The sequence below is a fragment of the Veillonella dispar genome (genome assembly GCF_937975875.1).
In the GTDB taxonomy this organism is placed as follows: Bacteria; Bacillota; Negativicutes; order Veillonellales; family Veillonellaceae; genus Veillonella; species Veillonella dispar_B.
This window is the reverse complement of record NZ_CALJSP010000075.1, coordinates 1-12,758: the sequence shown is the minus strand read 5'-3', so window position 1 is coordinate 12,758 and position 12,758 is coordinate 1. Positions and strand designations below refer to the sequence as shown.

The 12,758-nt window shown below is 39.0% G+C and carries 10 protein-coding genes; 2 read left to right on the top strand and 8 right to left on the bottom strand.

The genetic code is table 11. The features are described 5' to 3' along the window. Both Q7P05_RS03635 and Q7P05_RS03630 read left to right on the top strand, forming a co-directional pair. A partial coding sequence (locus Q7P05_RS03635; RefSeq protein WP_303930519.1) for a type II toxin-antitoxin system HicA family toxin occupies nucleotides 1–203 on the top strand: 203 nt, incomplete at its 5' end. Between the two features lie 9 nt (nucleotides 204–212). After that, on the top strand, nucleotides 213–590 hold the full coding sequence (locus tag Q7P05_RS03630) for a type II toxin-antitoxin system HicB family antitoxin (protein ID WP_005384984.1): 378 nt from the start codon (nucleotides 213–215) through the stop codon (nucleotides 588–590). 432 nt (nucleotides 591–1,022) lie between these two features. Here the strand turns inward: Q7P05_RS03630 and Q7P05_RS03625 are convergent, their stop codons facing one another. From Q7P05_RS03625 to Q7P05_RS03590, 8 genes are all read right to left on the bottom strand, one after another. Further along, nucleotides 1,023–1,628: a tetratricopeptide repeat protein gene (locus tag Q7P05_RS03625; RefSeq protein WP_303930517.1), complete on the bottom strand. Its 606-nt coding sequence runs from the start codon at nucleotides 1,626–1,628 to the stop codon at nucleotides 1,023–1,025. 190 nt (nucleotides 1,629–1,818) lie between these two features. Next, on the bottom strand, nucleotides 1,819–4,641 hold the full coding sequence (locus Q7P05_RS03620) for an FAD-binding and (Fe-S)-binding domain-containing protein (protein ID WP_303930515.1): 2,823 nt from the start codon (nucleotides 4,639–4,641) through the stop codon (nucleotides 1,819–1,821). Between the two features lie 494 nt (nucleotides 4,642–5,135). Beyond that, on the bottom strand, nucleotides 5,136–5,930 hold the full coding sequence (locus Q7P05_RS03615; RefSeq protein ID WP_227721266.1) for a sulfite exporter TauE/SafE family protein: 795 nt from the start codon (nucleotides 5,928–5,930) through the stop codon (nucleotides 5,136–5,138). A 40-nt stretch (nucleotides 5,931–5,970) separates the two neighbouring features. Further along, nucleotides 5,971–7,521 carry a ClC family H(+)/Cl(-) exchange transporter gene (locus Q7P05_RS03610; RefSeq protein WP_303930513.1) on the bottom strand — a complete coding sequence of 517 codons (1,551 nt, stop codon included), beginning with the start codon at nucleotides 7,519–7,521 and terminating at the stop codon, nucleotides 5,971–5,973. Between the two features lie 454 nt (nucleotides 7,522–7,975). After that, complete coding sequence (gene fucO / locus Q7P05_RS03605) at nucleotides 7,976–9,127, bottom strand: lactaldehyde reductase (RefSeq protein WP_303930511.1); 1,152 nt, start codon at nucleotides 9,125–9,127, stop codon at nucleotides 7,976–7,978. A 109-nt stretch (nucleotides 9,128–9,236) separates the two neighbouring features. Next, a complete protein-coding gene (locus tag Q7P05_RS03600) occupies nucleotides 9,237–10,157 on the bottom strand; it encodes an Abi family protein (protein ID WP_303930509.1) in 921 nt (306 codons plus the stop codon). Between the two features lie 272 nt (nucleotides 10,158–10,429). Then, nucleotides 10,430–11,578, bottom strand: a complete 1,149-nt coding sequence (locus Q7P05_RS03595; protein ID WP_303930507.1) for a glycoside hydrolase family 3 protein — start codon at nucleotides 11,576–11,578, stop codon at nucleotides 10,430–10,432. A 233-nt stretch (nucleotides 11,579–11,811) separates the two neighbouring features. Continuing rightward, complete coding sequence (locus tag Q7P05_RS03590; protein WP_024047871.1) at nucleotides 11,812–12,045, bottom strand: (2Fe-2S)-binding protein; 234 nt, start codon at nucleotides 12,043–12,045, stop codon at nucleotides 11,812–11,814. Nucleotides 12,046–12,758: the final 713 nt, after the last annotated feature.

Here is a 12,758-nt window from a genome sequence, read left to right as displayed (position 1 = left end):
CACGTGTTACCATAAAAGGAGAGCATATGAAGGATAAAGATCTACTAAAACTGCTACTCAAAAACGGCTGGAAGGATGTACGGCAACGCGGCAGTCATCATCGTTTGAAAAAGGATAATCAAGTTGAAGTGATTGCCGTACACGGAAAAGATGTACCTGTTGGCTTATTAAATGCAATTTTAAAACGTACAGGACTAAAATGAGGAGGATTTATGAAATTTATATACCCTGCTATAATCCATGATGATGCTGATGGTTTCTGGGCTGAGTTTCCAGACTTAGAATATACCAGCAGTACTGGCTCAACGTTAACAGAGCTCGTAACTAATGCGCAAGAGGCTATGGAATTGTATATTTTAGGAGCTTTAGAAGATGGGGAAAGTTTACCTACACCTACATCTATTCGCAACTTACCTTGTACCGATACAACGTATCCTACATTAGTACAAACAGATATTGATTTAGCTAAAAATAGTAAATCCGTAAAGAAAACCTTAACAATTCCTGCCTGGCTAAATGATCGAGCATTAGCTAAAGGAATTAATTTTTCTCAGCTTTTACAAGAAGCATTAGTAGAGAAAACAATGTGAATGTAAATTTACATCATCAATTGCTCAGCAAAATTAGGACTATTGTCCACGCAATAACTGCAAAGGTGAGTATTATGATACAAAGCATCCACAGAATTATTACGAAATAGAGCAATAATTTTAGTACATATAGCACATCAAACCATATGCTATGGCGATCTTCTAATCGCGCCATAAATTCGGAGAGATGGCGCACCAAAAATGGAACCTTCACATTAGGATTTAGCTTCTTCCAGTACAGCATAATATACGGTATTACAAAACATCCTACAAAAACTAAGTATGTAAGGAATAGAGGTGTTTCTATATTATGTTGGGACATAAACCCTGACCAGTCTACGACCATTAGACCACCAAGGTATAGAAAAACAAACCAATATATAAATCCTATCGCCTTTATAATAAGGCGAATTATCTGTTTCACATCCATGCCTATAGTCCTACTAATGTTTTAAATCGCGCATTATTGTGAAAGCGTTCAAAATGGTCTTGTTCAGCGGCTACGGCTTTCACAGATGGATCAATTTTAATCGCTTTTTCAAGCCAATCAAGGGCCTTCGTATCATCCTCTTGGTCTGCATAAATGGTAGCAATACCGTATACAGACCAGGTGTTACTAGGGTCCTTTTCTAATACCTTTTCAAACCATTGTTTAGACTCATTTAATTGGCCTTGTAATTTGTACACCATAGCCATGTTGTAGTAGTTCGCTACATTATTAGGATCTAGGTCATATGATTTTTTAGTATCTGTTAAGCCCTTAGCTGTATCACCATTTAACGCCGTAGCGAAGCCACGGATGGAGTACGCCTCTGCATTATTAGGATTATCCTTAATAGAAGCTGATGCTTCCTCAATAGCTTTAGCATAATCACCAGAGGATAAAGCCTGCTTAGCTGCCATTACGTGAGCATCTTGACCTTGATCTGTCTTAGCTTGTTCGTTAGCTGTTGTAGGTTTAGTGTCTTGTTGGGTCTTAGTCTCTGTGCCACAACCTAATAGGCTAAGCAAACAAATACATAATAGAATATATTTCATACAATACCTCTATATTATCTATACATACAACCACATTATGTCGTATATATTTATTATTTAATATGATGACAATATGTAGTAGTAACTTATAATTTATTTAATACCATTACAATTATACCAAAACTATATACAAAAAAGGACGAGCCGCAACTCGTCCTTTTTCGTTATATGGTAGGTAATGTTATAAATCTTATTGTTTTGCTTTAGAGCAACGGTCTAATAGGAATGCAACGCCTACGAATGGGATGCCACCGCTTTCACCAAGACCAATTTCACATGTGGAACTGGAGCTTACGCCTAGTGTTGCGCCGTATTCAGCAATTTCACCAGCAAGGTCTTTTGTAGCAGCTTTGTTAAGTTCTGGTGTGAAGAAACCTTTTTGACCAGCAAAGCCGTCGCATGCGAAGGATTTGATATTGAATACATGGTCTGTACATAGACGAGCCAAATCTTCGATGTATTGGGATTTACCTAAGGATTTAATCTTACATTGTTTATGTACGATTACGCGTTCATCGCATTTTTCAATGTCGAGATGAGGTACTACGTATTTGCACAAGAATTCAGAAATATCGTTGATTTCTAAGTCTGGCATGTGTTTGAATGCATGGTTGAAGCATGCGCTATGGTCAATCACAATTGGATATTTACCATTTTGAGATGCTTTCATCAATGCATCGTGCAAGTCCTTAACAGCACGTTCGTGAACGTCATCGTAGTTTTCAAAGCTCAAGCCGCAGCAGAGGTTTTCAATATGTTGAGGATAAATAATATCGATATGAGCCTTGTTGCAGAGGCTTTCCACAACTTGTTGTAAGCTACGATCATCGTCATAACCTTGGTTAGGTTTGAATGCGCGGTTCGCACAAGTACTGAAGTATACAACCTTTTCAAAGTTAGTAGGTTTAATGCGGTTTTTCAATTTATAGCGATTAGCCTTAGGCGTTGTTTTAGGTACATATGGTGTAACACCTGTTACGCCATGTAAGCCTTCAGTAATCTTAGAAATCGCTTTTTGTGTAATGATAGAACCTGCAATGCCTTCGAGGCTTACACCAGCACGGCACATTTGAAGTGTTGTGGAGAAGTTATCGTAGATTTTCTTAGCCAATTCTGGTGCAGGTGGATCGATGCGGCGCATGGACAATGCGATTTGAGCAGTATCGATGCTAAGTGGGCAAAGACCTTTACACATAGAGCAAGCAGCACAAGTATCTACGCCGAAGTATTCGTAACCTTTTCTAAGTTCAGATGCCAATGTGAAGTTACCTTCGTTTTCAAGGCGTTTAGTTTCGCGCAACAATGCGATACGTTGACGTGGAGTCAATGTTAAGTTACGGCTTGGACAATGTTTTTCACAGAAACCACATTCCATACAGATTGTGAAAGCATCGTCGATAACGCATTGAGCTTTAAGGTTTTTCTTGTACACATCTGGATCATCAGTAATCATAACATCAGGGTTCAAGATGCGTTCAGGGTCAAAGATGGCTTTGATGCGACGGTTGATTTCGTACGCTTTTTTACCCCATTCCATTTCAACGAATGGTGCTACCATGCGGCCTGTACCATGTTCAGCTTTCAAAGAACCACCGAAACCAGATACGCGTTCAGACATTTCTTTTACCAAGTCGCCGAAGTTCTTAGTATCTTTAGGGTCGCTGAAATCAGGTGTAATGTTAAAATGAACGTTACCAGATAAAGCATGACCGAAGATTACGCCACCGTCTACGAAATCGTATTTGTGGAATAATTCAGTAAGCATTTCGATGCCCTTAGTGAAGTCTTCGATTTGGAAGCAAACGTCTTCTGTGATAACAGTAGTACCTTTTCTACGTTGACCACCAACGATTGGCAAGATACCTTTACGGATAGCCCACCAAGAATCGTATTCCTTAGGATCTTGAGAGTAAAGACTTGGGATAGCTGTTGGGATGTCTTTCAATTGTTCTTTAATGAAAGCTAGATTTTCATCTACAGTTTCTTTGGAATAGCTTTCAGTTTGGAACAAGATAGCGCTTGTACCTTCTGGTACTTCACGAACGAAGTCAGGTACATTATCTAGAGATTGAACGGCTTTCAAGGATTGATAGTCCATCATTTCTGCAGCTACAACCTTATCGCGGCCCATATTAGCCAAGGCTACAACGGCCAAGGATGCATCGTTCAATGTTTTGAAGAACATGAGACCGCAACCTTTATGAGGTACGTCTTCAACAGTGTTGTACACGATTTCAGATACGAAGCCCAATGTACCTTCAGAGCCGATGAACAAGTGATTGATGATATCGATGATGTCTTCGAAATCAACAAGAGAGTTCAAGCCATAGCCTGTAGTATTTTTAATTTTGTATTTGTGATGGATCAAATGAGTCAATTCTTCATCGGCTAAGATTTCTTTGCGCAATTGCAAGATTTCTTCTACCATTTGAGGTTTTTCACGAAGGAATTGTTCAATGGATTTTTTGTCGGATGTATCAAGAACAGTACCATCTAGTAATACAACGCGGATGGAACGGATTGTTTTATAGGAGTTTTGAGCCGTACCACAGCACATACCAGAGGAGTTATTGTTCAAAATACCGCCTACTAATGCTGTTGCAAGCGTAGCAGGATCTGGACCGATTTTGCGGTTGTATGGTTTCAACAAATCGTTGGCATCAGAACCGATAACACCACATTCGCATTTTAAAGCCTTGCCATCGTCGATAACTTCCATTTTTTTGAAGCCATCATTACATACGATGAGCACGTCTTCACTGGAACATTGACCAGACAAAGAAGAACCAGCCGCACGGAATGTAAATGGTGTACCACATTGTTGGCACAAACGAATAAGGCGTCGTACTTCCCGTTCATCCTCAGCCTTTACAACAACCTTTGGTAAATAGCTGTAACAGGACGCGTCAACGCCATATGCATAACGACGTAAATGATCGGTATACACACGATCTTTACAAATCTCTTTTGCCTCCTTGGCAAAACGTTCATAATCTCTAGTAAGCGTACTCACTTATATTTCCTCCTATCCTCTCTTAAGGAATATATCTTATATTGTCTTATATTTAGTATACGCCGTTCTCATTCTCACTACTATAATTATGCATAAATTATATGTCTCCTAACAATTCTCGATATGCACTGTGTTTTTATTTCTTTAGTTGAAAGTGCATCTCAATAGCATTATCATGTACTCATCTTTTCATATGTTATATTAAAACTATTTTATTTACTAAGCATATTCATAACGCCATAACAAATGAGTGCTAAACATCCCATAAAACATGAGTTACACTGCATATAATTCTATAGGAAATAGTTTACAAAAATTATGCATAAATTCAGTATAATTTATTTATTTTAGTTTTCTCGTTCTCATTTATATTTAACTATGACTTTTACTCATACCTTTTTTAATTGCCAGTCTAATACGCCCATTCATAGTTGCTTTACATATAAAAAGCCCTCTAGTAATAACTCTTTCGAGTAACCTCTAGAGGGCTTATATTATCCAAGAATCCCAGATTTAAGAATAAGGCGTACCGCCAACGCAAAGACAGCAACACTCATAAGGGCTAGAATAGATTTTGCTTTCAAACGTTTAGCGATGCGCGCCCCTGCTTGTGCACCAAAAATAGCGCCAATACTTGTAGGGATAGCAATACTAAATACAATATGATTTTCGATTAAATGTGTTATAACACCTATTGTTGTAGATACAGCAAGGATAGATTGGCTCGTAGCTGTAGCCATATGGGTTGGGAACCCCATGAGATAAATCAAGGCAGGCACATGGATGAGGCCACCGCCAATACCAAAGATACTGGAGATGAAACCTACAAAGAAGCTAATGCTAATACCGATAGGCTTGCTATAGGTTAGCTGATCAAGGGTAAGACTTTCTTCCTTCCGCTCCCCTTTACGGAAATTCTTAAACCCGATCAATCCAGAAGCACAGAGCATAAAGCACCCAAAGGCAAACATAAAGCCTTTACCAGAAAACCAACCAGACATTTGAGCCCCTAAGATAGCACCTGGTAAAGTTGCTAAACTAAATACAATAGCTGCGCTGATGAGTACCTTTTTCTGTTTAATATAGGCAATGGATCCAGAAATCGCATTACACATAACAGAAAATAGCGATGTCCCTACAATCATAGACGGAGACCACTCAGGGAACCAGTACATAAAGAGAGGTACAAATACAAGCCCTCCGCCAGCACCAATGATGGTGCCAAGCATAGCGGCTAAAAAGCCAACTATAGTAAAGAATATATAAAATACTATAATATTATCCAGCATGATAAGGCCTCCCTTTACTTAGAGTGGAAAAATCTCTTTGCTATAACTGATTCGATTGGAAAAATTCTTTCGCTGCTTTTAATCGTCCTCGTTCACAAGAGACTTGTAGTTCGTCACCTGGTTCAAGTTTTACATCCCCTAACGGCACAATGTATGTTCCATTGCGACGAATACTTACGATGAGTGTCCCATCTGGCAAGGCCAAGTCTTGTAATTGTACATCTGTATAATTCGCTACTACAGGTACCTTCGTTTGGAAGAAAGTTTGTACAGACTCTAAATTGTTTTGACCACTCATGGCTTGTAATAAAGAATCGTAAATAGGTGGTTCTTTTAATAACTCTGCCACAAGGTATGCCACCAGTGTAACGATACCGATGGCATAAATATTAGAGAAGCTATTCGTCATTTCAAGGACGAGCAAAATCGCCAAAATTGGGGTCCGCATCGCCGCCGCTAACACACCGCCCATGGCGCAAATAACGAATTGCGGTACAAAATCAGGAGCGATGATACCCACTGATGAAAGTAAACTTTCACAAAAGGCGCCTGCCGAAGCCCCTATAACGAGCATAGGCAAGAATATACCGCCTTGCGCACCACTGCCATAGCAGAAGGTAGTAAGCAAAATCTTACCTAATACGATGCCCCCTAAGAGCAAGACGCCATGAGAGTGAAAGGCTAGCTGCCCCACCAGATCATTGCCACCGCCCAAGAGAAGTTGCGAGTCATAGCCGATAACGGCCACAGTCACAAAGGTAAGGGCTAATTTCAAGAACCGAGAGCATTTAAGCCATTCAAAGAACTTCTTAAATGCAAAGATCATGCGACAGAAGAACACCCCACAGAGACCCATGATAACGCCAACCATAAGAAGGACTGGGAAGTACTCAAGAGGTACACCGGAGGTCACCGAAAATCCAAGGGCCGGTTCGAGGCCGAAGATACTAACCGTAATATAGTTAGAAATTAAGGTAGCCACGAAAGTAGGCACAACGAGGTACGGATAGAAGCTTTTATGGACCTCTTCAAAGACGAACATAGCCCCCGATACGGGTGCACTAAATGCAGCCGTTAAGCCTGCCCCTGCCCCAGCAGAGGTCAAGATGCGCTGCTCACGCAGCCCTGAATTCATCCAATAGGACACAATCTTGCCGGCAGAGCCACCAATTTGTACGGCTGGACCTTCACGACCTACAGAGAAGCCGGCAAAACCAGTCAACACGCCACCAATCATCTTGGAAGCTAGCGTCCGATACGGCTTCATATCAAAGAGGCCTAGCATTTCCCCTTCGATTTGAGGAATACCAGAACCACCAGACAATGGAGCCCATGCGAGCAATCGATCTACGATAAAGGCAAAGATGACCATCACCACAAGCCATCCTATGACCCACTCTAGGGTAATGCCGTCCATCAAATGCCAACGAATATGCTCAGATTCAAGGATCAAATAGCGGTAAGTAGCACCACAAAAGCCTGCAATCACACCCACAAGAGCGCCCTTCGCAATGAGCTCCGTCAACAACATACGATTCATGGACATATCTGCTAAGGTAGAACTGCGCTTATTAAATTTCCATAGCTTCATAACATTCCTCCTTAGCACTGACCAAATCTGGCTTATTATCTAAAAACATACATACAACCAAACTATGTATTCATATCCTTAGTATACTTATGTAAACCACCATTTTCAAGAAAGGATTACGTATAAAACAGCTATCTCACTAAACGTAAAATTAAAAATCCAAATAACAAGACAATAGATAGCTCTTCAAACGCAAAGCTAGCCACCTCTAACACGAGATGGCTAGTTTTGTTAAGCAAGTGTGTAAATGTATTTTCTTTACATATTCGGAGGCATCTAAAATATGTAAAGATTCTAAAGATGTAAAGTTCTTAGGGCTAGAGCTAGGCATCATTTAGACTATTAGATTATTTAGACTAGCAAAATATTTAGACTAGTTAAATATTGATACCATATTATAGTATTAAATCCTATACATCATAAAACACTATATGCTATCAAATCCTAAAATTCTTTAGAATATGGATTCGTAAATGCCAATGATTTCTTCCATAGATGCATCCCGTGGGTTACCAGGTGTACATGCATCGTTGAACGCAGATTCAGCGAGGAATGGAATGTCTTCCAGTTTTACGCCCGCTTCGCTTAATGATTTAGGAATGCCTACATCATCAGCAAGTTTTTGGATCACATCGATAGCAGCTTGACGATATGTTTCTTGATTCATGCTATCCACATCAGGAACGCCCATAACGCGAGCGATTTCACGATATTTTTCGCCTGTGGCTGGGGCGTTAAATTTCAAGACTGCTGTTAACAGCATGGCACAAGCTTTACCATGAGGGATATCGTAGACAGCACTCAATGGATGTGCCATGGAGTGAACAATGCCGAGGCCTACGTTGGAGAAACCCATACCTGCAATATATTGACCAAGAGACATGGCTTCACGACCTGCGAAGTCACCAGCTACGGCGCTACGCAAAGAACGACCAATAATTTCAATGGCTTTCAAATGAAGCATATCAGTGAGCTCCCATGCACCTTTTGTAATGTAACCTTCTACAGCGTGAACGAGGGCATCCATACCGGTAGATGCGCAAAGACCAGTTGGCATCGATGCGGACATATCAGGATCCACGATGGCTACGATTGGGATGTCATGAGGGTCAACACATACGAATTTACGATTCTTTTCAACGTCTGTAATAACGTAGTTAATCGTAACCTCTGCAGCCGTACCAGATGTGGTAGACACAGCTATAATCGGCAAGCATGGATGTTTTGTAGGTGCCAAACCTTCAAGGCTACGCACATCACTGAACTCAGGATTTGTAATAATCGTAGCAATAGCTTTACTTGTATCAATAGCACTGCCACCGCCTACAGCAACGATAGCTTCAGCACCTGCTGCATTACAAGCAGCCACACCAGATGTTACGTTTTCAATGGTTGGATTTGGCTTAATATTGTCATATACATCGTAAGCAATGCCTGCCGCATCAAGTAGATCTGTTATCTTTGTAGCTACCTTAAACTCAAATAAATCAGGTGTCGATGTAACAAGAACCTTTTTAAAATGGCGATTCTTAATTTCGTTCACAATCTCCTGAATCGCCCCTTGTCCAAAATAGGACGTACCGTTCAACATAATTCTCCGAGCCATATACAATCACTCCTAGCAAAAAAATAAACCGATTGAGAATAACTATACTAAGTAATTCTCTATCGGTTTATAAAAATCCTTGAAGCTGTGTTATGTATACACTATATAATCATTGTAATAATTCTAAGGTTTGTTTCCATTGAAGTGTTAACTCCATTCTGGCTAGGACCTGATTAAACTGTATAACAGGTAACGATTCACTTAAAAGTATTAATTCATTAATTACCTCATCAATAATATACTTGTACGATATTCTAGGCAATAGTAATCTTAAAGATATTAACACTCCATATACTGAAGATTCACTGCCTTTTGGAGTTTGTACAAAATAATATGTTAATTTTTTAATAGTTTTCTTTGGACCTATAATTCTATGGTTATAAAGTCTGTCTCCATGCGCACATACATTTCTATAACCCACAAGAACATCTAGTATTTCACTAAAAACAGGTATCAAAGTAGATGTTGGATCAGTAATAGATACCTTATACTCACCAGTATATTCCTTATGTATATCTTTTAATATTCTCTCTTGTATATTAGGTGTAATTAATTTATAAAAATTAGTAATTTCACCGAATGTAAGTTTTGTTACCAATACCCATAATGGTAAATCTTGATGTGTTGTTAAATAATGAGAAAACATCGTATGTCTCGCATTACGTTGTGTAGCATTAGATAATTTAGAGACTAATTCCGTCGCTTTTGGTAAGTTTGTTTTAGAAAAATTATTTACATTCAAATGACTAAATTCAGATGTATATACCTCCGAAAAACGATAAGATACTTTAGTACAAATATTTTGTTCAGCTTGCAATAGAGCTTTTAATAAAATAATTCGCAAATTACGATCAAAACAATATAATCCATATATTTGAAAGAATGTTGTCCCAGTTACATAATAGTCATCACCACTATTTAATGTTGCATTATTATCTAAAAAAATGTCTTTATATCCATTAATTACTGCATAATAGTTATCTCTCGCTAAAATTCTTTTAACTCTACTACCTTCGCTCCCCCTTTCCAATTGTAATATTTCGTTTTCTCATCAAGCGTAATAGGGAATCTAAAGACTTAAACGGCTTAGACATAAGTCCCTCCTACAAACAAAAAAGCTCGCCGACCCTTGAGTCGACGAGCGTTGTACGTTGCCCGTAAGCTTCGCACAGTTTCTCTGTGTAATAACTATAACAAAGTTCTCCCTTGAGTGTCAACTCAGATGCGATTTCAATGAATAGTACTTCCACTTTCTATATTCGTTATATGATTAATTAATTCCTGCCAACAAAAACAAATAGTCTAAGAAATTTTAGTTATCTTCATAAGCAAGATTCGTTTCACAGATTCATCGAGTCGTTCTTTGGAGATTTGGCCGTCTTTTACAGCTTTCATAAGGCCATTGTACGCCTCTTGCATGTGTTCGTACTCGTGGCATACAAGCAAGATATCACTGCCAGCCAAAATAGATTGAACCGCCATATCACCGAAGGTGTAGTGTTTTGCAAGAGCGCCCATATCCATATCATCCGTTACGACAACGCCGTTATAGCCCATATCCTTGCGCAACCAGTCTGTAATGATGGCTTTAGATAAACTAGATGGATGGTCTGGATCGATTTGAGGGTACATCGCATGAGACACCATAATTGCATATGTATTCGGTTTAGACTGCTTAATAAGGTCTACAAATACCTTCGTATCTTCATTCAGCAATGTTTCCTTAGATACTGGCACAACACTGGTATCAGCATGTAAATCCACGTCTGTTTTACCAATACCTGGGAAATGTTTGTAAGAATACCACAAGCCCGCTTCATCATAGGCCTTGCCTACTGCACTGGTATAGCGTACGACCTCATCAGGATTTGTACTAAAGGAACGGCCATAGGTTAAGCCCAAGTCCGCTACAGGCGCAAAGTTAATATTGAATCCCAAGTCTTTAAGTTCCGTACCAGACTGTTTGGCCAAGGATACCGCTTTCTCAATAGGCTCCTTGCCTAACTCTTCTGCTGGAGGAACCTTGATGAGCTGATCCTCCATGCGCGACACAGCACCGCCCTCTTGGTCGATACCGATGAATAACGGCGTTAAACCGGCGCTTTTACCAGTTTTATTAATATCCGCAATCAGCGATTTCACTTGATCCTTGGACTCCATATTCCGGTCAAACAAGATAATGCCGCCCACACGGTATTCATTGAGCATAAACTTCGCATCATCGTTCAAGGTCTTGCCGTGGATGCCAATCATCAACAATTGCCCCACCTTGTCTGCGTCAGACATATTAGCCACTAATTTGTCCACCTTTTCCTCTGGTGAAAGCTCGCTCTGTGCTACAGACTTATAAGTTACAGGCTCCGCCTTAGAAGTAAATGGATTATGTAAACCGCAACCCGTTGTGAGCGCCAATGCGCCGATCATCGTAGCTGCTACGATACGTCGAAACATATATACCTCCAAAATCTCTAAAAAGTATTATGTATAGTATATCAAATAATAAAGACAACCCCAAAACGCCAATACATCTCATGAATCGTTAGCGCAAAAAAGACTATTACCCCAAATCTACGAATATATACCGTATTGGTTTAAAGTAATAGTCTTTATATGAGTTAAACTCAAACTTACGCTTAACTGTTGTTTAGTCTTAACTTTTGCTTAGATTTAAATTTTCCTTAGTTTTAAATTTTACCTTGCTCTTTCATTTCTGCTAAGAGCTTTACGATACGAGGGCCACAGCCTTTACCACCGCAAGCGCCTGTACCGGCACGTGTTGCCTCTTTTACTTCAGGAAATGTATGAGCACCATTCAAAATGGCTTCCTTAATCGTTTTACGTGTAATGCTACGGCATGTACACACCTTTGTAAGCTTGTCCAGAATTGCCTCTGGCACTTGATTTTCTTCAAAATCCATATGTATTCCTCTTCTATTCACTTGAATATCTCTATACTAACTTATACACTGTGTCAATATACTTATGGTATTACATACTACATTATATATAGTATTAAATACTTCATTATATATAGTATTTATCACTACTTTATATTCAGTAATTAACACTGTTTTATCTACGATATACTAAAACACTGTTATATCGAAAAATTACGATTTCTACACTCAGTATATCATATTATGAAAACTATATCGATAGTTTTTAATATAAATATATCGATACCAATTATTTTAAAGTAGTCCCTAGTAAAATATAGTTATACGATTAGTAGCAATAATCATAATGCAGTTAAAATCTACTAACAAGAAAATCTAGCACTCAAAAAAATCAACATAAGGCACATATACTAGAAAAGCGATTAACATAAGGCAGATATACTAGAAAAAGCCTCTACCATATAGAAATTACCTATACGGTAGAGGCTTTTTATATGTCTAGTATATATGTCTAGTATATCCATTAGTATATACAGTTACGGAAGTGGCTTTCACCAAATATATTTATAAAATTGTCCCAATGATGGCAAAGAAGATTTTGAAAATCGTTTGTTGCAATGGACGAATAATCATAGAAATAATTGGTGTATTGATAAGGATGATAAAGAAAATTAAATTGGAACGTAAGAACCAGCGTGGCGCTACCATAGAAGACAGCCCAAGCTGCAATGATA

What these genes read in the sequence shown, in the direction of transcription:
- Q7P05_RS03630 (WP_005384984.1), top strand. Translation starts at nt 213, where the DNA reads ATGAAATTTATATACCCTGCTATAATCCATGATGATGCTGATGGTTTC.
- Q7P05_RS03625 (WP_303930517.1), bottom strand. Translation starts at nt 1,628, where the DNA reads ATGAAATATATTCTATTATGTATTTGTTTGCTTAGCCTATTAGGTTGT.
- Q7P05_RS03615 (WP_227721266.1), bottom strand. Translation starts at nt 5,930, where the DNA reads ATGCTGGATAATATTATAGTATTTTATATATTCTTTACTATAGTTGGC.
- Q7P05_RS03610 (WP_303930513.1), bottom strand. Translation starts at nt 7,521, where the DNA reads ATGAAGCTATGGAAATTTAATAAGCGCAGTTCTACCTTAGCAGATATG.
- fucO (WP_303930511.1), bottom strand. Translation starts at nt 9,127, where the DNA reads ATGGCTCGGAGAATTATGTTGAACGGTACGTCCTATTTTGGACAAGGG.
- Q7P05_RS03595 (WP_303930507.1), bottom strand. Translation starts at nt 11,578, where the DNA reads ATGTTTCGACGTATCGTAGCAGCTACGATGATCGGCGCATTGGCGCTC.
- Q7P05_RS03590 (WP_024047871.1), bottom strand. Translation starts at nt 12,045, where the DNA reads ATGGATTTTGAAGAAAATCAAGTGCCAGAGGCAATTCTGGACAAGCTT.